The organism is Faecalibacterium sp. I3-3-33, assembly GCF_023347295.1.
GTDB lineage: Bacteria > Bacillota > Clostridia > Oscillospirales > Ruminococcaceae > Faecalibacterium.
The window spans coordinates 1,904,348-1,923,181 of the sequence record NZ_CP094469.1 but is presented as its reverse complement, the minus strand read 5'-3'; the positions used below and the strand labels follow the sequence as shown (position 1 = coordinate 1,923,181).

Here is an 18,834-nt window from a genome sequence, read left to right as displayed (position 1 = left end):
GTTCCTTCTTATTGTGCAGCAAGGTGAAGGACACTTTGCTGAATCCTTAACAATTGTAGCGTAGAAGGGTGCTGTTTACAATTCAAGTTTATTATATTATAATTAAGGAAAACCTAATGTATTGTAGGAGGAAGGAAAGAATGAACCAGAGCGCGCTGGCGGGCTTTATAAAGATCGTGGAGCTGAACAGCTTTTGTGCGGCGGCAGAGGCGCTGTATCTTTCACAATCGGCACTTTCGCAGCAGATCCGCACGCTGGAAGGGCAATTGCAGTTTGAACTGTTCCAGCATGTGCCGCGCCGTGTGGTGCTGACCCCGGCGGGATGGGATTTTTACCCCAAGGCAAAGCAGCTGCTGGAATTGTACGATGAGGCGGTGCATCATGCGCAGGCAGTAAAGCTGAATGCAAATCCACCCAAACGGCATCTACTGATCGGACATCAGAATATGCCGCTGCAAATGCTGGGCTTTGACCTGTTTGCCGCTACAGGGGAGTTGAGCAACCGCTTTTCTCCTATCATGCACCGCTGTGCCAGCATAAAGGATGTCTGGAGGGCGTTGCTGAATGATGAAATCGATCTTTCATTGCAGATCGAGTGTGCAGAGATCGCGGCGCGAGGCTTGCACTTTTATCCGGCAGTGTATATGCCAGAGATCGGCGTCCCATTTCATACGCCGCCGGAGGTGCCCCGTGGATATATTACGCTGGAACAGGCGGTGCAGTATCGGTGGATGTTTGCAGAAACACCAGACCAGTCACTGTATGAGACCGCATTGCTACACGAGGCTGCGAGACGGCAGGCAGAAATCATTCGCAGCGTAAAAAGTGTACAGTATGAACTGCCCAGCCTGATGCTGACCCCGGCAGTGTACTACCGCAGACCGGATCCTTCACAGGTGTTTATTCTGGATTGGAACAAGGGAATGCGGTTTGGTATTGTTACGAAAGCGGAGCCGGATCCGGTAGTAATGGCCTATGTCCGCGCGTTGCAGCAACAGCTGCCGTCCCTCTCGGAAAGGCTGTTCGGCCTGAAGCTGGAACCGATGGAGGAATCATAAAGAAAAGATGGAAACCCTCTCAGGCGCTTCCGCGCCGAAGGGAGAGCTCTATTGCAGCTGCCTGGCAGATGCTGAAAAGCTCCCCCTCTTGTGGGAGCTGGCATCGCGCAGCGATGACTGAGAGGGGAATGCAAAGAGCACCTGCTGCCCTCGGAAGAGAAGGCGGCAGGTGCTCTTTTGGCAGTTATATTGCGATGACAGGTGCTTTAATCCACCACGTCCTCGAACTGGCTGTTGTACAGGTCGGCGTAGAAGCCGCCGACCTCGATCAGCTGGTCGTGGGTGCCCTGCTCCACAATGTCGCCGTCTCGCATGACAAGGATGAGGTCGGCATCGCGGATGGTGGAAAGGCGGTGGGCGATGACAAAGCTGGTGCGGCCCTCCATCAGGCGGTCCATGGCGGTCTGGATGCGCTGCTCGGTGCGGGTATCCACGCTGCTGGTGGCCTCGTCCAAAATCAGAATGCGGTTATCTGCCAGAATGGTACGGGCGATGGTGAGCAGCTGCTTCTGTCCCTGACTGACGTTGGAGGCGTCCTCGTTCAGCTCCATCTGGTAGCCGCCGGGCAGGGTGCGGATAAAGTGATCGGCGTTGGCGGCCTTTGCGGCGGCGATCACCTCTTCATCGGTGGCGTCCAGTCGGCCGTAGCGGATGTTCTCCATGATGGTGCCCTTGAACAGCCATGTGTCCTGCAGCACCATGCCAAAGCCCTCGCGCAGGGCGCTGCGGTCAAAGTCCCGCACATCGTGGCCGTTCAGGGTGATGGAACCGGCGTCCACATCGTAAAAGCGCATCAGCAGCTTGACCATGGTGGTCTTGCCCGCGCCGGTGGGGCCTACGATGGCTACCTTTTGGCCGGGCTGCACCGTGCAGCTGAAGTCGTGGATGACGGTCTTGTCCGGGGTGTAGCCGAAGCGCACATGGTCAAAGGTGACCTGTCCGTCAATATCGGAGGGGTCGGCGCGGCGGGCGGGGTCTGCCAGCTGCTCTTCCTCCGGCTCATTCAAAAACTCGAACACCCGCTCGGCAGCAGCGGCCATGCTTTGCAGCATATTGGACACCTGCGAAAGCTGCTGGATGGGCTGGGTGAAGTTTTTGACGTACTGGATAAAGGCCTGAATATCACCAATGGTGATAACGCCGTTTGCGGCAAAAATGCTGCCAACAATGGCCACCGCCACATAGCCCAGGTTGCCCACAAAGTTCATGATGGGCATCATCAGGCCGGAGAGAAACTGGCTCTTCCATGCGGATTCGTACAGCTTATCGTTGGCGGCGTTGAAGTCTGCCAGCACCACGGCCTCCCGGTTGAACGCCTTGACTACGTTGTGACCGGCGTAAACCTCTTCTACCTGACCGTTGACCACGCCCAGCGTGGCCTGCTGCGCCTTGAAGTACTTCTGGCTGAACTTGACCACCACCAGCACCAGCGCCAGCGACACCGGCAGGATCAGCAGGGCGATCAGGGTCATGCGGGGACTGATGGAAAGCATCATCACCAGCACACCGATCATGGTGGTCACGCTGGTGATCAGCTGGGTGATACTCTGGTTCAGGCTCTGGCCCAGCGTGTCCACATCGTTGGTGATGCGGGAGAGCACCTCGCCCACGGTGCGCTTTTCAAAGTACGCCAGCGGCAGGCGGTTGATCTTTTCGCTGATCTGGCGGCGGAAGTCGTAGCAGACCTTCTGGGAAAGGCCGGTCATCAGCCAGCCCTGAATAAAGCTGAAGGCGCTGCTCAGCAGGTACATCCCCAGCAAAAACAGCAGAATGCGGCCGATATACACAAAATCAATGCTGCCGGTGCCGCGCAGCCGGGCGATCCAGCCGGTGGCAAGGGCGGTGGTGGCCTTTGCCAGCACCTTGGGGCCTGCAATGTTGAAGATGGTGGACAGAACAGCAAACAGCATGGCTGCCGCAAGGGGCAGTTTGTAGTGGCTCATGGTGCGGATGAGCTGCCGCAGCGTGCCTTTAAAGTCCTTGGCGCGCTCGGTGGTGGGACGTCCGGGTCTGGGCATATCACTCACCCTCCTTTTCTGTGTTCAGGGTATCCAGCGCCAGTTCCTTCTGGCTCAGCTGGCTGCGGGCGATCTCCTGATATTCCGGGCAGCTGACCATCAGCTGGGCATGGGTGCCCTTGCCCACCAGTCTGCCCTCGTCCAGTACAAGGATCTGGTTTGCGTGCAGCACGGTGGAGATGCGCTGCGCCACAATGATCACGGTGGCGTTGTCGGTCTGTGCCTTCAAAGCGCGGCGTAGCGTTACATCGGTTTTGTAGTCCAGCGCCGAGAAGCTGTCGTCAAACAGATAGACCTTGGGGTTTTTGGCGATTGCCCGGGCAATGGAAAGCCGCTGCTTCTGGCCGCCGGATACGTTGGAACCGCCCTGTGCAATGGGACTTTGGTAGCCCTCGGACTTTGCCTCGATAAAATCAGTGGCCTGCGCAATGGCGGCGGCCTTGTGCACCTGTGCGTCGGTGATATCCTCGCCGCCGAATTTCAGGTTGCTGTCAATGGTGCCGCTGAACAGCACACCCTTCTGGGGCACATAGCCCAGCAGGTCGTGCAGCTGTGCCTGCGGCATCTCGCGCACGTCAATGCCGTCCACGGTCACCTTGCCGCCGGTCACATCGTAAAAGCGGGGGATCAGGTTGAGCAGGGTGGACTTGCCGCAGCCGGTGGAGCCGATGATGGCGGTAGTCTCGCCGGGCTTTGCGGTAAAGCTGATGTGTTCCAGTGCATCGCTGTCCGCACCGGGGTAGCGGAAGCTCACATCCTCAAACTGTACCACACCCTGCCAGTCGGTGTGGGCCTGTGCGGCCTTTGCGGTGGCTTTGTCCGGGTCGTGGATGGTGGCCTTGGTGCGGAGGACCTCGTCGATACGATCCGCAGCCACACCGGCGCGGGGCAGCATGACGGCCACCATCGCCAGCATCAGGAAGGACATGACGATCTGCATGGTGTAGGTGATAAAGGCGATCATCTCGCCCACCTGCATGGTGCCGGCGTCCATGGCTTTGCCGCCGAACCAGACGATGAGCAGGCTGGTGCCGTTCATGATCAGAGTCATAAAGGGCATCATGGCCACCATGGCGCGGTTGGTGAACAGCTGGGTGCCCATCAGCTCCCGGTTGGCCTTATCAAAACGCTGCTCCTCAAACTTTTCGCGGCTGAAGGCGCGCACCGGCATGATGCCGGTCAAAATTTCGCGGCTGACCAGATTCAGCCGGTCCACCAGCTGCTGCATCACCTTGAATTTGGGCATGGCAACGCTCATCAGGAAGATCAGCAGCAACAAAAGCAGTGCCACGTCCAGCACCACGATCCAGGAAAGACCGCTGCGGCTGCCCACAACGTGCAGCACACCGCCAATGCCCAGAATGGGCGCGTAGGCTACCATGCGCAGCAGAATGACACAGACGAACTGCACCTGCTGGATATCGTTGGTGGTGCGGGTGATGAGGGAGGCAGTGGAAAAATTCTCAATCTCTGCATTGGAGAAGCCGATGACACTGGAGAAGGTTTCCCGGCGCATGTCGCGGCCGATGGCGGCGGATACCCGGGAGGCAAGGAAGCCCACGGCCACAGCCACGGCCACCATCAGCAGGGTGAGCGCCAGCATCTGGCCGCCTACCCGGAAGAGGTACTGCATCTGCACATCCCGCGCAACGCCCTGTGCCTCGTATTCCAGCTGCACCAGCAGCAAAGACTGGCTTTTCAGGTTTTCCAGCAGGGTGCTGTCCAGCTGGCTCATGGCACCGTCCAGCTGCTTTTGCAGCATACTGCGGTCAAAGCCGGGCATCTGGCTCATGGCGGCAAACTGGCTGCAAACGGTGTCCAGATCTGCTGCCGTGGGAGTGACGGTCTCGGTGTCGGTGTCCGCAGCGGCAGAGGGCATCTCGGCAAGGCCGGTCATGCCCATGCTGTTCTGCCCGGCGGGGGTGTTGGCGGCCTGTGCGGCAGCCATATACAGCACGATGTCCGGGGTGGTCACGGCATCTTCCAGTGCGGTGCGCTCGTCCTCGGTCAGGTCGGAGCGCAGCTGCAATACGCCATCGTCCTGCAGATAGTACTGATAGGCGTTTTGCAGCTTCTGCGCATCCTCCTCGTTCATCAGCAGACTCAATGCGTCCAGCGTGCTCTTGCGCACCGTCTGGGGCAGGGGGCTTTCAATGCCGCCCTGCTGGATGCCGGTGTCCACGATCTTGCTGGTGTAGTCCGGCAATGCAAGGTCGCAGTACGCCTGCACGAACAGCAGCGCGAACACCACAAGGCAGACCGCCCAGTGTCGGGCCAGCTGCTTAAAGATCTTTGTCATGGTTCGTTTCTCCCTTCGGGTCAATGTTGCGCGCGGCATTTTCCGCAAGAATGGCATCCATCAGCGCGCCGCGCAGCGCGTCCATCTGGGCTACCTGCTCCGGCTCTAACCGTGCCAGCACGCTGGCAAAGTAGTCGCGCAGAGCCTGCTCACACTGGTGGCACAGCTCATACCCTTTGGGGGTGATGCGCACCAGCGTTTTGCGGCGGTCGGCGGGGTCCGGCTCCCGCACCACGGTGCCGTCCTGCTCCATCAACCGCAGCCCGCGCGAGACCGCCGGCAGCGGCTGTCGGATCTCCCGGGCAAGGTCGGAGACGTAGATGGCACCGTCCCTGCCGTGGCAGTTGATGGAATGCAGCAGGCCTTCCAGCATATTGAAGTGGCATTTGGGGCAATCGGCCAGCGCCGCCCGCATCCCGGCCTTGGATGCCTTGCTCAGCTGCCCAATATAGTGGCACATCCCCTGAAAGCTGGGGGTGCTTGGCTCGGACACAACAGTCCCTCCTCGTTTGCATTTTTCGAATACTTAACAGTTGTTAAGTATTAACGCCTGATAAGCATATTCCTTTTGCAGCGGGATTGCAAGAGAATGGGGAAATATTAAACAAAAATTCACAAAAAACTTGTAGGCTTTGTCAGGACGAAAACCGGTTCTCGCTGCATAGAAATAAAGGACAGGCAGAAACGGAGGGTGCGGATGGAGCAGGGGTTACAGGTGCTGTTGCAGGTATTCGGCGGGTTGGCGCTGTTTTTATACGGAACAGACAGCCTGTGCCGGGCAGTGCAGCAGGGGGCGGGCAGACGGCTGCGCAGCTTGCTGGCGCGGTGTACCGCAAACCCGGTAGCAGGGTTGCTGACTGGTGCGGCGGTAACGGCGGTGCTGCAAAGCAGTTCGGCGGTCACGGTCATGGTCATTGCCTTTCTGGCGGCGGGGCTGTTGCAGCTGCGGCAGGCGGTGCCGGTGGTGTTCGGGGCAAATATCGGCACGACGGTCACGGCGCAGCTGCTGGCGTTCCGGGTGGAAAGCTGGCGGTATCTGCTGCTGTTTTGCGGGGTATTGCTCTGTCTGGCCTGCAAAAACTGGCGGGGCCGTTGCGTGGGCGAAGCCGTGTTCGGCTTTGGGGTGCTGTTCGAGGGCGTTACGGTGATGCGCAGCGCCATGGAGCCGCTGCTGCAAAGCCCGCTGCTCCGGTTGGAGCTTGCCCGGGTGCAGCAAAGCCCCTTGCATGGACTGCTGGCGGGCGTCTGCATGACCTTAACGGTGCAAAGCAGTTCTGCCACGGTGGCGCTGCTGCAAAGCATGGCGGCGCAGCCCGGTGCGGACGGCGTGCACAGCCTGCTGGGGCTGACAGCAGCTATTCCCATTCTGCTGGGGGATAACATCGGTACTACCATCACGGCGGTGCTGGCTGCCATCGGGCAGGGAAGAGATGCCAAGCGGGTGGCGGCAGCCCACGCTATTTTTAATCTGAGCGGCGCGGCGGTGTGCTGCATACTGCTGCAACCCTTTGCGGCGCTGGTGCGGTTGTGCTCGCCTACGGGCGCAGAGTGCGCCGTGATCGCCCGGCAGATCGCCAACGCGCACACGCTGTTCAACGGGCTGTGTGCGCTGGTATGGCTGCCCCTGACCGGGCAGATGGTGCGGCTGGTCTGCGCACTGCTGCCCGATAAAAATCGCCCGGAAGAACGGTTGTAAACCGGAGCGGGGAATGGTATACTAAAGCAGACGATACTATTATATATATAAAGGATGAAATGCAATGAAACGGAAAATCGGCAGGTTGTGCATGGTGCTGGGCGCGGTGCTGATCTTATGCGCCGCCGGGCTGCTTGGCTACAACCGGTGGGATGCTGCCCGGGCAGAAAAGGCTTCGCAGGAAGTATTGGGCGAGCTGGAGCAGACCATGCAAAAGACCATTACGGAGCACCGGCAGGAAAACGAGACCGCAGCCCCGCAGCCGGTGCTGGACCCGACGCAGGAGATGACCACCGTGGAGGTGGAGGGGCACGACTATATCGGGGTGCTTTCCATCCCGGCGGCAGGGCTGGAACTGCCGGTGATGGCGCAGTGGAGCTACGCCGGGCTGAAGGTCGCCCCCGGACGGTACAGCGGCACCACCTATGCCGATGACCTGGTGCTTTGCGGCCACAACTACGCAAAGCACTTCAGCCCCATCAAGTGGCTGGCTATCGGCAGCCCGGTCTACTTTACAGATGCGGACGGTCTGCGCTGGAACTACGAGGTGGAGAGTGTGGAGACTTTGCAGCCCACCCAGATCGAGGAGATGACCACTGTTACCGAGACGGACAGCTGGGATCTGACTCTGTTCACCTGCACCTCCGGCGGCAACGCCCGCTACGCGGTGCGCTGTGTGCGGACGGGCTACCCCGTCCGGGTGACGGACGCGGCAGAGTGACGCCATCTCTTGCGGGGCGGGACGATTTGGAATGCCCGCCGCATGTGCTTTGGGCATGATCAGCAGAAAATTTATTTTTAATTTCGGGATAGCGGAGCGTCTGCGGACGCTCCGCTATCCCATTTTCACGGGAGGGAACGTGACGGAAAACGACAGCTCCGGAACCTGTTTCCTACGGAAATGCGGCGCTGCGGGAAATTTCAAAAGCTTGATTTCCAAGGAGACCGGGGGAGCATACGCTGTTTTTTACGAAAAAACCGCAAATAACATTTGAAAGTCCTTTTTATGGTATCTGAATTGTGCGATACTGTGTTCACCGGAAAAGCTCCGGGTACAAAACAGACACACAGGAGGGAAACACCATGAAGGATTTTGAGTTGCGTTATGTGGGCAGTCATGTGGAGGTATACACCGGCAGTGGTGTGTTCCTGTTTTCGGCCGACACGGTGCGGGAGGCCATGGAAGAGCTGGCCGGGTAAGCGGGGAACATACTGCATCCGGGAAGATATAATGTAAAATGTATGTAAAATAACGGAAAGCTTTTTGTTTGTTGCCCGGAAATATGTTGCGAAATGTGTGAAAAAAGTAACTTTCCTGTAAAATAAACCTTGTTGAGACGCCCCCTTTGATGGTATAATAAAAATAAGCGGCTTCCGGAACAGGGCAGCGCCTTGCGTGTGCAAGGCTCCGGCGGCTGCGTGCTGTAAAGGATAAAAAGGGAAGTTTCATATTAGGAGTATCGTTATGGATATCACACACATTACCTCTCTGCTGGGCGGCGTTGCGTTGTTCCTGTACGGCATGTCCATCATGGGTGCCGGTCTGGAAAAGCTGGCAGGCGGCAAGATGCAGGGCGTATTGCAAAAGCTTACCTCCTCTACCATCAAAGGCGTGATCTTCGGCACACTGATCACCGGCGTCATTCAGTCGTCGGCTGGTACGGTGGTTATTTGTGTCGGCCTTGTCAACTCTGGTATCATGACACTGACGCAGTCGGTAGGCGTGATCATGGGTGCAAATATTGGTACTACGGTAACAGGTCAGTTGATCCGCATGGCGGATATCTCAGGCGACAGCCTGTGGCTGACCTTGATCCAGCCCAAGACCTTTGCCCCTGTGGTGGCGTTTATTGGCTGCATTTTTTATGTGTTCCTGCGCAATGCCAAAAAGAAGAATATCGGCCAGATCATGCTGGGTTTCGGTATCCTGTTTACCGGCATGAGCCTGATGGATACCGGTGTGGCACCCCTGCGGGAGAGCGCTGTGTTCCAGAATCTGTTCGTCACCATGACCAACCCCATTCTGGGTGTTCTGGTGGGCGTGGTGGTCACTGTGATCATCCAGTCCTCTTCTGCCTCCGTGGGTATTTTGCAGGCACTGTCCAGCACAGGGCTTGTCACCTTCAGTTCTGCCATCCCCATCATTCTGGGTGCGCATATCGGTACGGCGTTCACCCCGCTGCTCACCATCGGCGGCTCTTCCAAGGATGGTAAGCGGGCAGCGCTCATCCACCTGTACTTCAACGTCATCGGCAGCGTGATCCTGCTGGCGCTGATCTATGCAGTGCAGTTCACCATCGGCATCCCTATGTGGGGCGATGTGATGAACAAGAGCTCCATTGCAAACATCCATACTTTGTCCAGCGTATGCGCCATGCTGCTGTTCCTGCCTTGCAGCGGGGTGCTGAGCCGCTTGGCGATGCTCACGGTGCCCAGCAGCGTGGAGGAAGCACAGGAGCTGAGCATGCCGGTGCTGGACGAGCGTCTGTACAAGAGCCCGGCTGTGGCTTTGCAGCAGGCGAAGAACGCGGTGATCAAAATGTCCCGCCGCGCCGCCCGCAATGTGGGTCTGGCCGCGCCGCTGCTTTTGAAGATGGACGAGGAGACTGTGAGTGCCATCAAGGTGCGCGAGAACCTGATCGACCGCATGGAGGTGGAGATCACCAACTATCTGATCAAGCTGACCGATCAGGAGCTGGGCGACGACGAGAGCCACGCGGTGACCGAGCTGCTGAATTTTGTCACCGAGTTCGAGCGCATTGGCGACTACGCCGTGAACATCATGGAAAAGGCCGAGGAACTGTACGACAAGGAAGCCAGCTTCAGCGAGAGCGCCAAAAAGGAGCTGCAGCTGCTGGACGACGCACTGGAGCGCATTCTGGTTCTGACGGACGAGGCTTTTGAAAACGACGATACCCAGAAGGCAGCCCAGGTGGAGCCGCTGGAAGAGATCATTGATGTGATGGTGGAGCGCCTGCGCGACCAACACATCCGCCGCCTGAAGGACGGCGTCTGCTCCATCGACACCGGCGTGGTGTTCCTTGATGTGTTGAACAACGCCGAGCGTATCTCCGACCACTGCTCCAACATCGCAGTGCGCATGGTGGGCATGGAGGCCGGCGACGATTACGACTCCCATACCCTGAAAAACATCATGCACCACAGCCCCAGCAAGGACTATATGCTGGAATACGAGCAGTGCCGCAAGGAGTACCTTGTGCCGCTGGAAGAAATGGAAGCATAAAATAGTTTTTGTTTTTAAATAAGCCAGGCCTGCGGGTCTGGCTTGTTTTGCGTTTTCACGCAGGAATATGCAGTAGGCACTGCCGTATATCTTTACAATCCCCCTCGTGAAAATGGGATAGCGGAGCGTCCGCAGACGCTCCACTATCCCGAAATTAAAATAAATTTTCCGCTGAAGATGGCCAGAGCACAAGCGGAGGCCATTAGAAATCGTGTACCCACGCAGGGCACTTACTCCCCCAGATCCTCCAGCAGCAGATCCAGCTCCCGGGGGCTGTTGACCACAAGCCCACGCTTGATGCGCAGGGCATCATTTTCCGGCAGAAGATTGGTGTAGATGCCGGTCACGCGAATCAAAGTGCCCGGGGTGCCATCGGCGCGGCAGGTGTACACCGCCACCCGCCCGCCGCTGTCCCGCAGGCAGTAGCGGGCGGCGTCCGGCTGCGGCACTGCCTGCGCGGCAAGGCTCAGAGGAGAGGCGGGGTCGGTCTCGGACCCCGCGGGGCTTTGAGACAGCGGCAGCTTTGGTAGTGCCATCCAGAACAGACTGAAAACAATGGTGAATACGCAAAGCCCGTAGAACAGGCAGACAGACAGCTTGCGCATAAAAAACACTCCCTTCCCCCGTAAGTATGCCCCGTTTTTGCGGATGGCAGACAATTTTCACACGCGGGCACTGTACTTTCCACAGTGGAGTGTGTTATACTATTTATATCTGCTCAGCGCGCAAAGATTGGTTCTTGCCCGGCTGGGGCGTGCGTGCTATAATATGGTATTGCAGTTTGAAGTTTCGTGTCACAAACGATGTGGATAAAACCCGGCGCAGCAATGCCCGGAAACAGTCTTGAAATGTCAGGAGGCGATCCCTATCTCCAACAATGAGATGAGAAAGATCCATCGGAACGGCGAGGAGCAGCCTGCCCGCCCGGTGGGACGTAAGGTCAATGTTTCCCAGAGCCGTCGCGAGGCACGCCCCGCAGCGGAAAACCGTACTCGTGCGCCAAAAGCACCCAAAAGCCCCAAGCCGCCGAAGGAAAAGAGCAAGCACCCCATTTTGCGGTTCATCGGACGCACTATCGCTACGGTGCTCTGCCTTGGCATCATGCTGGGCAGCGTGGTGGCTGTGGGCATGGTGTTCTATGTGGTGCAGGCTACCGCCAACGACGGCGACCTGCTGGATCTGGACAACATCCAGTTGAGCCAGTCCAGTATGGTGGTGGCTACCGACCCGGATACCGGTGCACAGGTGGAGTATGCCACCCTGCGCTCCTCCAACAGCCACCGCGTGTGGGCAGACCTTGAGCAGATCCCTTCCAACTTGCAGTATGCCTTCATCTGCACCGAGGATAAGGATTTCTACTCAGAGCCCGGCGTCAACTTCAAGCGCACCATCGGCGCAATGATCAATGAGTATTTGCTGCCCATTTACAGCTCCAAGCAGGGCGCATCCACGCTGGAGCAGCAGCTCATCAAGAACCTGACCGATGACAACAGCGCCAGCGGTATCAATGGTGCACTGCGCAAGGTGCGCGAGATCTACCGCGCCCTCTGCCTGAGCCGCAGCTACTCTAAGGAGACCATTTTGGAGGCGTACCTGAACACCATCAGCTTTACCGGCACCATTCAGGGTGTGCAGACGGCGGCCAACGAGTACTTCAACAAGGATGTCAGCCAGCTGAGCCTGTGGGAGTGCGCCACCATTGCCTCCATTACCAAAAACCCCACCAACTATAACCCCTATACGAACCCCGAAAACCTGATCCACCGCCGCAACTTCATCATGTACAATATGTGGCAGCAGGGCGTGATCAGCGAGGAGGACTACCGCAACGGTGCTGCACAGCCCCTTGTGCTGGCCGAAGAAGACAGCGGCAAAAAGCCCAGCACCGTCACCTCCTACTTCACCGATGCACTGTTCAACGAGGTCGTGCAGGACATCATGACCAAGGAGGGCATCAGCGAGTCCGAGGCGCAGAAGCTGCTCTACACCGGCGGCTTTACCATCGAGGCAACTGTCAATACCAAATTGCAGTCCCAGATGGAAAACCTGATGCTGAACACCGATGATGCTTACTTCCCGGCGGGCTGGCATGAGGAAGAGGTCACTTCCATCTCGGACGATGATGTGCAGGTGTTCAACGAGGACGGCACTCCCAAGACCCGTACCGGCGAGGACGGCACCGTCTACTACTACCGCAACGTGCGCACGCAGGCTGCCATGGTCACGCTGGACTATGACGGCAACGTGCTGGCTATTGCGGGCGGCTTGGGCGAAAAGACCAAGAGCCTTTCCCTGAACCGCGCCTACAACGTGGAGCGGCAGACCGGTTCTACCATCAAGCCCATCGGCGCTTATGCGCTGGGCATTGAGTATGGTCTGGTCAACTGGTCCACCATGCTCAACAACTCCCCCCTGTACCAGAAGCAGGATATGATCATCCGGGACGAGGATTATTGCCGCAAGAACGGCCTGATGGGTCTCTCCGACAAGCAGCTCCGCGCTTACCCCAACGCATGGCGCAGCTGGCCGCGCAACTACGGCGGTAACTACGGCGATGGCAGCGATCTCCCGCTGTGGAACGGCCTTGCCCGCTCGCTGAACACCATCGCGGTGCGTGTGGGCGACCTTGTGGGCGCAAGCAATATCTTCAACTTCGTCTACAACACCTTGCAGCTGAATACGCTGGACCCCACCAACGACGTGGGTCTGGCGCAGATGGTCATGGGCAGCCAGACCAAGGGCGTTACCCCCATGGCACTGGCCGCAGCCTTCCAGATCTTCTATGATGGCGAGTACACCACCCCGCACCTGTATACCCGTGTGCTGGACCGGGACGGCAACATCTATCTGGAAAACAACGCCACCAGCTATCAGGCACTGACCCCCGATACTGCTTATGTCATGAACCGCCTGCTGAAGAACGTTCTGTTCTCCAGCGTAGGTACTGCCAGCGGCCGTTATCCCAACTCCAACGGCATGGAGGCCTTTGGTAAGACCGGTACTGCCAGCGACGAAAAGGATCTGTGGTTCGTGGGCGGCACGCCCTACTATGTCACCGCTGTGTGGTGGGGCTACGATGCACCTTACGATATGACCAAGACCCTGTCCAAGCAGCAGGCCAAGACCCGCACCTGTGTGACCGCGTGGAAGGCACTGATGGAGCAGGCACAGGCAGACCTGCCCTATAAGGCATTCCCCACCTCCGCAGGCGTGGTGGAGCGCCGCTACTGCACCCAGAGCGGCCTTCTGGCCGGTGCAGGCTGCCCGAGCACGGCTGTGGGCTACTACCGTGCCGATGACCTGCCCGATACCTGCACCTACTCCCACGCAGCCCCGCAGGCCGCTGCCCCTACCGAGAACACAGACGACGCTGCGCCCACCCAGCCGGTCACTCCTACCGACACCAGTGCGCTGGATACAGAATAAGGGGAAAAATCGTACTTTTTTGCCCCTTTGCTGAAAAATCCGGCAAGGACAGGGCGCGCTTTACAAGACAAAACTGGACAAAGTGACAAAATAGCATCCGGGCTCTTGCATTGCAGGGGTTCGGATGCTATTATATTTTCTGCAAGAACACTTGTGTTTGAGAGGTGAACAAGTTGGAACGCCGTTTTTATCTGGTGGATGCGCAGGTGCTGCCGGAGGTCTTTCTCAAGGTGGTACGCGCCAAGGAGCTGCTGGCCAGCGGAGAAGCCCGCAGCATTTCGGCTGCGACCCGTGCCGTGGAGCTTTCGCGCAGCGCATTTTATAAGTATAAGGATTGTATCTTTGATTCCGAGAATGGCCGTGAGGTCATCACGGTCATGGCCACCCTGCGGGACGAGACCGGCGCGCTGCAAAGCCTTCTGGCTGGTATCAGCGCCGCAGGTGCCAGCATCGTGACCATCAACCAGTCCACCCCGGAAAACGGAGCTGCGCTGGTGGCGGTCACCATCCGCACCGATACCATGCAGATGTCCCCGGAGGAACTGACCGAAAAACTTTCGCGCCAGCGCATGGTCGTGGGTGTGCGCTGTGGGTATAACCTGTAACAAAACAGGAAACGAGGGAAAGAGAGTATGGCTAAAATTGCAATTCTGGGCTTTGGCACGGTGGGCAGCGGCGTATACGAGGTGCTGTGCCGCAATGCTGCAAGTGTCTCCCGCCGGGCTGGCGAACCGGTGGAGGTAAAGTACATTCTGGACCCGAAGGACTTTACCGGCAACCCGGTGGAGCCTTTGGTGGTCAAGAATATCGACGTGATCCTGCAGGATCCGGAGATCCGGGTGGTGGTGGAGACCATCGGCGGCACCCGCTTTGCCTACCCCTACGTCAAGGCGTGTCTGGAAAGCGGCCGCAGCGTGTGCACCTCCAACAAGGAGATGGTGGCCACCTACGGCGCAGAGCTGCTGGCACTGGCCAAGGAGCACGACTGTGCTTTCCTGTTCGAAGCCTCTGTGGGCGGCGGTACGCCCATCATCACCCCCATGCACCAGTGTTTGGCGGCTAACGTCATCACCGAGGTGGAGGGCATCGTGAACGGCACCACCAACTTCATGCTCACCAAGATGGTGCGGGAGGGCCTTGACTTTGAGGATGCGCTGCACATTGCGCAGGAGTTGGGCTACGCCGAGACCAAGGACCCCAGCGATGACGTGGACGGCCGCGACGCCTGCCGCAAGATCGCCATTCTGTCCTCCATGGTGTGTGGTCACCAGATCTACCCCCAGAACATTCCCACCCGGGGCATCCGGGCCATTACCGCCGCCGATGTGGCCAGCGCCGAAAAGCTGGGCTGCGTCATCAAGCTGATCGCATGGATGAAGCTTGGCAAGGACGGCAGCGTGGCCGCCGGGGTAGAGCCGTGTCTGGTGCCCAAGGCAAACCAGCTGGCCAGCGTGGACGATGTTTTCAACGCAGTGCTGGTCAAGGGCGATATGCTGGGCGATGTGGTGTTCTACGGCAAGGGCGCAGGCAAGCTGCCCACCGCCAGCGCTGTGGTGGCAGACGTGGTAGATGCCCTGAAAAACGGTGCACAGGTGCACGACAGCCTGTTCTGGCAGCCCGCAGACCCGGTGGACGGCATGCTCACCGACCCGGCTCCCGCTGCATATTATGTGCGTGTGGCGGGCATTGCACCCGCTGTGGTGGAAGCCATCTACGGCTACGGCAAGGTGGTGGATGAGCGGTACGAGGGCTGCGCCTACTTTGTGGAGCGCGCCGACGAGCGTGCGCTGGCAGAAGCCGCGCGCAAGGTGGAGGCCGTGGGCGGCAGCGTGAAGCTGGTGCTCAAGCGTCTGCCCGAGGAAGTGTAACGGAAAGGAACTGCGGCAATGAAGATCAAGGTTTCGGTCCCTGCCACCAGTGCCAACGTAGGCTCCGGCTTCGATGCGCTGGGTCTGGCAGTAACCCTGTACAACACGGTCACCTTTGAGGACAGCGAGGTGCTGGAGATCTCGGCATCGGATGGCACCCGTATCCCCCGGGGCGAGTCGAATCTCGTGTACCGCTCCGCCAAGGGTCTGTTCGAAAAAGTTGGCAAGCAGATCCCGCCCCTCAAGATCACCCAGACGAACCCCATCCCCATGGCGCGGGGTCTGGGCTCCTCTTCGGCCTGCATCATCGCGGGTCTGCTGGGCGCAAACCGGATGCTGGGCGATGTGCTCAACACGCAGGAGCTGCTCACGCTGGCAACTGCCATCGAGGGACACCCCGATAACGTGGCTCCGGCACTGCTGGGCGGCCTGACCAGCAGCGTGTTTGAGGACGGCAAGGTGTATTCGGTCAAGCGGAATGTGGATGAAAGCCTCTGCTTTGCTGCCATCGTGCCGGACTACAAGCTGCTGACCGAAGCAGCCCGCGCAGCCCTGCCCAAGGAGGTATCCCATAAGGACGCGGTGTATAACCTGTCCCGTGCGGCGCTGGTGCCCGCAGCTTTCTGCGAGGGACGGCACGACCTGCTGGCCATTGCCACTGAGGATAAGCTGCACCAGCAGTACCGGATGCCTCTGATGCCCGGCTCCCGCGAGGTATTCGATATGGCGCGGCTTTGCGGCGCAAAGGCCGTGTATGTGTCCGGTGCAGGCAGCACGGTCATGGCAGTGGCAGAAAAGGCCGAGGCCGAAAAGTTCTATTCCAAGCTGGAAAAAGGTCTGGAGCTGCTGGAAGGTCTGGACGGATGTGAAGCATTTACACTGTTGCAGCTGGATGCCGATAACACCGGCGCAACTGTGGAATGATAAACGGGTAAGGGAAGTGCAAGAACGCTTCCGCCCGGCAAGCCCCCGCAAACGCGGGGCGTAAAGAGGAGAGTGACAAGATATGGCGTTGATCGTACAGAAATTCGGCGGTTCCTCCGTAAAGGACCGTGACCGTATCTTCAACGTTGCGCGGATCGTGGCCAACACCCACAACGCGGGCAATGACGTAGTGGTGGTAGTTTCCGCACAGGGCGACACCACCGATGACCTGATCGCCAAGGCAGGGGAGATCACCCATAACCCCTCGGCGCGTGAGATGGATATGCTGCTGGCCTCCGGCGAGCAGATCAGCATCGCACTGCTGGCCATGGCGCTGAACGAGCTGGGCTGCCATGCCATCAGCCTGACCGGCTGGCAGGCGGGCTTCCGCACCGACCGTGCCTACACCAAGGCGCGCATCACCCGGCTGGAGACCGAGCGGATCTCCTCCGAACTGGAGCGCAACCGTGTGGTGGTGGTGGCAGGCTTCCAGGGCTTGAACAAGCTGGACGACATCACCACGCTGGGACGCGGCGGCTCCGATACCAGTGCTGTGGCCATTGCCGCTGCCCTGCACGCTGACCGCTGCCAGATCTACACGGATGTGGAGGGCGTTTATACCGCCGATCCGCGCAAGGTGCGCAACACCCGCAAGCTGGAAGAGATCACCTTTGACGAGATGCTGGAGCTGGCATCTCTGGGCGCACAGGTGCTGAACAACCGCAGCGTGGAACTGGCCAAAAAGTACAATGTGGAGCTGGAGGTGCTCTCCAGCCTGAACCCCATCCCGGGTACGGTGGTTAAGGAGGTTACAAAGGACATGGAAGGTATGCTGATCAAGGGTGTTGCCAAGGACACCGATGTTGCTGTTATCACGATTCTCAACGTTCCCGATGAGCCGGGCATGAGCTTTAAGATCTTCGGCCTGCTGGCACAGAAGAACATCAATGTGGACATCATCCTGCAGTCCACCGGCCGCGACGGCAAGAAAGACATCAGCTTTACCTGTGCCGAGGGCGAAGCCGAGGTGGCCATGCGTGTGCTGAAGGACAGCGCACACTTCAGCGATGTCAGCGTGGATACCACCTGCGCCAAGGTCTCCATCGTAGGTGCCGGTATGCAGAGCCACAGCGGCGTTGCTTCCAAGATGTTCGAGGCACTGTCCAACAACAATATCAACATTAAGATGATCTCTACCAGCGAGATCAAGATCTCCTGCATCATCGACCGTGCAGACGCCGACAAGGCCGTCAGCGCTATCCACGATATGCTGTTTGACTGATCTGCGTAAAATTTTTGCTTATGGCCTGTCTGCTCCCTGCCGGGGGCGGGCGGGTCATAATTTTTTTACACACGGCGGCGTTTACACAAATTGCAAAGGGGTGTATAATATAGTTTGAATCTGTGCGGCGCACCGGCGCTGCAACAACGCCGAAAAGGAGCCCCGCCGCATGAGTGAACCCACCCGTACCCCCAGAGCGCCTGCTGATAAGCGCCTGACCTATCAACAATGGAAGCGCCGCAAAATGCTGCGGCTGGCCCGCAACTGGGTGCTGTTTCTGGCCGGCTGCGCTGCGGTGGTGGCGCTGCTGACCGGCGGCATCCTGTGGCTGCTGCCCAAGGTGCACGGTCTGCTGGCCGGGCCTAAAGTGTTTGCAGCCAGTGTGTACGACGGCACAGACTATGTGTTCAACGCCGCAGATGCCCGGCTTACGCTGGTGAATGCCAACCTGCCCTATACCGCAGAGCCCGCCCCGCTGCTGGACACCGCCGATGAAACCACCGGTCAGCAGTTGGAGGCCGAAGCCGCCATGCAGTACCGCAGCATGGCAGCCGCCGCGCAGGCGGATGGGGTCAGCCTGACCCTTGTGACGGGTTATCAGGACGCCGACACCCGGCAGGCCGCCTACGAGGCCCGGGTGCAGACCTACCGCGATAAGCGCAAGAGCGAGGAGGACGCCGCCCGTCTGGCGGCTACCATCCAGCCCGCCGCCAATGCCAACGAGCACGGCACCGGCTACGCGGCAGATATCCTCAGTGCGGACGACCCGCAGCAGAACACCGGCTTTGCCGAGACCCGCGCCTACGAGTGGCTTACGGCCTACGCGGCGGAATACGGCTTTATCCTGCGCTACCCGCAGGACCGGCAGGCCGCCACCGGCATCGTGTTCGAGCCGTGGCACTGGCGCTATGTAGGGGTGGAAAACGCCCTTGCCATCCGCGCCAGCGGCCTGAGCCTGGAAGAGTTCATCGCCCTGCAGCGGGCAGATTGAATCAAATGCTCTGTGCTGCGGCACAGAG

Annotated in this window: 14 protein-coding genes; 10 read left to right on the top strand and 4 right to left on the bottom strand. The window is 58.9% G+C overall.

What is annotated here, in order from left to right:
- The first annotated feature begins 140 nt into the window (after nucleotides 1-140).
- Nucleotides 141-1,058, top strand: a complete 918-nt coding sequence (locus MTP39_RS09040; RefSeq protein WP_249240278.1) for a LysR family transcriptional regulator — start codon at nucleotides 141-143, stop codon at nucleotides 1,056-1,058.
- Nucleotides 1,059-1,264: 206 nt separating this feature from the next.
- Here MTP39_RS09040 and MTP39_RS09035 read toward each other — a convergent pair whose 3' ends face one another.
- From MTP39_RS09035 to MTP39_RS09025, 3 genes are read right to left on the bottom strand one after another with little or no spacing between them, the layout of a single operon-like run.
- Nucleotides 1,265-3,076 carry an ABC transporter ATP-binding protein gene (locus MTP39_RS09035; RefSeq protein WP_249240277.1) on the bottom strand — a complete coding sequence of 604 codons (1,812 nt, stop codon included), beginning with the start codon at nucleotides 3,074-3,076 and terminating at the stop codon, nucleotides 1,265-1,267.
- Nucleotide 3,077: 1 nt separating this feature from the next.
- Entirely contained in the window at nucleotides 3,078-5,375 is a 2,298-nt protein-coding gene (locus tag MTP39_RS09030) for an ABC transporter ATP-binding protein (RefSeq protein WP_249240276.1), read from the bottom strand.
- Complete coding sequence (locus tag MTP39_RS09025) at nucleotides 5,359-5,868, bottom strand: MarR family winged helix-turn-helix transcriptional regulator (RefSeq protein ID WP_249240275.1); 510 nt, start codon at nucleotides 5,866-5,868, stop codon at nucleotides 5,359-5,361. The genes MTP39_RS09030 and MTP39_RS09025 overlap by 17 nt, the downstream gene beginning before the upstream one ends.
- A 204-nt stretch (nucleotides 5,869-6,072) precedes the next feature.
- Here MTP39_RS09025 and MTP39_RS09020 point away from each other — a divergent pair, with 204 nt between their 5' ends.
- From MTP39_RS09020 to MTP39_RS09010, 3 genes are all read left to right on the top strand, one after another.
- Nucleotides 6,073-7,071 (top strand): Na/Pi cotransporter family protein, encoded by a 999-nt coding sequence (locus MTP39_RS09020; protein ID WP_249240274.1) that lies wholly within the window; start codon nucleotides 6,073-6,075, stop codon nucleotides 7,069-7,071.
- A gap of 64 nt (nucleotides 7,072-7,135) precedes the next feature.
- Entirely contained in the window at nucleotides 7,136-7,792 is a 657-nt protein-coding gene (locus tag MTP39_RS09015) for a sortase (protein ID WP_249240273.1), read from the top strand.
- A gap of 744 nt (nucleotides 7,793-8,536) precedes the next feature.
- Complete coding sequence (locus MTP39_RS09010) at nucleotides 8,537-10,315, top strand: Na/Pi cotransporter family protein (RefSeq protein WP_249240272.1); 1,779 nt, start codon at nucleotides 8,537-8,539, stop codon at nucleotides 10,313-10,315.
- Nucleotides 10,316-10,545: 230 nt separating this feature from the next.
- Here MTP39_RS09010 and MTP39_RS09005 read toward each other — a convergent pair whose 3' ends face one another.
- On the bottom strand, nucleotides 10,546-10,920 hold the full coding sequence (locus MTP39_RS09005) for a hypothetical protein (RefSeq protein WP_249240271.1): 375 nt from the start codon (nucleotides 10,918-10,920) through the stop codon (nucleotides 10,546-10,548).
- 238 nt (nucleotides 10,921-11,158) lie between these two features.
- On the opposite strand from MTP39_RS09005, the gene MTP39_RS09000 reads away from it, so the two are divergent.
- The 6 genes from MTP39_RS09000 to MTP39_RS08975 all read left to right on the top strand — a co-directional run bounded on the left by MTP39_RS09000 (nucleotide 11,159) and on the right by MTP39_RS08975 (nucleotide 18,806).
- Nucleotides 11,159-13,741: a transglycosylase domain-containing protein gene (locus MTP39_RS09000; RefSeq protein ID WP_249240270.1), complete on the top strand. Its 2,583-nt coding sequence runs from the start codon at nucleotides 11,159-11,161 to the stop codon at nucleotides 13,739-13,741.
- Nucleotides 13,742-13,905: 164 nt separating this feature from the next.
- Complete coding sequence (locus MTP39_RS08995; RefSeq protein ID WP_005923329.1) at nucleotides 13,906-14,346, top strand: ACT domain-containing protein; 441 nt, start codon at nucleotides 13,906-13,908, stop codon at nucleotides 14,344-14,346.
- Between the two features lie 27 nt (nucleotides 14,347-14,373).
- Nucleotides 14,374-15,609, top strand: coding sequence for a homoserine dehydrogenase (locus MTP39_RS08990; protein WP_249240269.1), 1,236 nt, complete (start codon nucleotides 14,374-14,376; stop codon nucleotides 15,607-15,609).
- A gap of 18 nt (nucleotides 15,610-15,627) precedes the next feature.
- Nucleotides 15,628-16,533 carry a homoserine kinase gene (thrB, locus tag MTP39_RS08985; protein WP_005923334.1) on the top strand — a complete coding sequence of 302 codons (906 nt, stop codon included), beginning with the start codon at nucleotides 15,628-15,630 and terminating at the stop codon, nucleotides 16,531-16,533.
- A gap of 82 nt (nucleotides 16,534-16,615) precedes the next feature.
- The gene (locus MTP39_RS08980) at nucleotides 16,616-17,815 is read left to right on the top strand and encodes an aspartate kinase (protein WP_118657399.1); all 1,200 of its coding nucleotides are present in this window, start codon (nucleotides 16,616-16,618) and stop codon (nucleotides 17,813-17,815) included.
- Nucleotides 17,816-17,984: 169 nt separating this feature from the next.
- On the top strand, nucleotides 17,985-18,806 hold the full coding sequence (locus tag MTP39_RS08975) for a M15 family metallopeptidase (protein ID WP_249240268.1): 822 nt from the start codon (nucleotides 17,985-17,987) through the stop codon (nucleotides 18,804-18,806).
- Nucleotides 18,807-18,834: the final 28 nt, after the last annotated feature.

Bases quoted from the DNA above. Each gene is read 5' to 3' on its own strand.
- MTP39_RS09030 (WP_249240276.1), bottom strand. From the start codon at position 5,375: ATGACAAAGATCTTTAAGCAGCTGGCCCGACACTGGGCGGTCTGCCTT.
- MTP39_RS08980 (WP_118657399.1), top strand. From the start codon at position 16,616: ATGGCGTTGATCGTACAGAAATTCGGCGGTTCCTCCGTAAAGGACCGT.
- MTP39_RS08990 (WP_249240269.1), top strand. From the start codon at position 14,374: ATGGCTAAAATTGCAATTCTGGGCTTTGGCACGGTGGGCAGCGGCGTA.
- MTP39_RS08975 (WP_249240268.1), top strand. From the start codon at position 17,985: ATGAGTGAACCCACCCGTACCCCCAGAGCGCCTGCTGATAAGCGCCTG.
- MTP39_RS09015 (WP_249240273.1), top strand. From the start codon at position 7,136: ATGAAACGGAAAATCGGCAGGTTGTGCATGGTGCTGGGCGCGGTGCTG.
- thrB (WP_005923334.1), top strand. From the start codon at position 15,628: ATGAAGATCAAGGTTTCGGTCCCTGCCACCAGTGCCAACGTAGGCTCC.
- MTP39_RS09005 (WP_249240271.1), bottom strand. From the start codon at position 10,920: ATGCGCAAGCTGTCTGTCTGCCTGTTCTACGGGCTTTGCGTATTCACC.
- MTP39_RS09040 (WP_249240278.1), top strand. From the start codon at position 141: ATGAACCAGAGCGCGCTGGCGGGCTTTATAAAGATCGTGGAGCTGAAC.
- MTP39_RS09020 (WP_249240274.1), top strand. From the start codon at position 6,073: ATGGAGCAGGGGTTACAGGTGCTGTTGCAGGTATTCGGCGGGTTGGCG.
- MTP39_RS09010 (WP_249240272.1), top strand. From the start codon at position 8,537: ATGGATATCACACACATTACCTCTCTGCTGGGCGGCGTTGCGTTGTTC.
- MTP39_RS09035 (WP_249240277.1), bottom strand. From the start codon at position 3,076: ATGCCCAGACCCGGACGTCCCACCACCGAGCGCGCCAAGGACTTTAAA.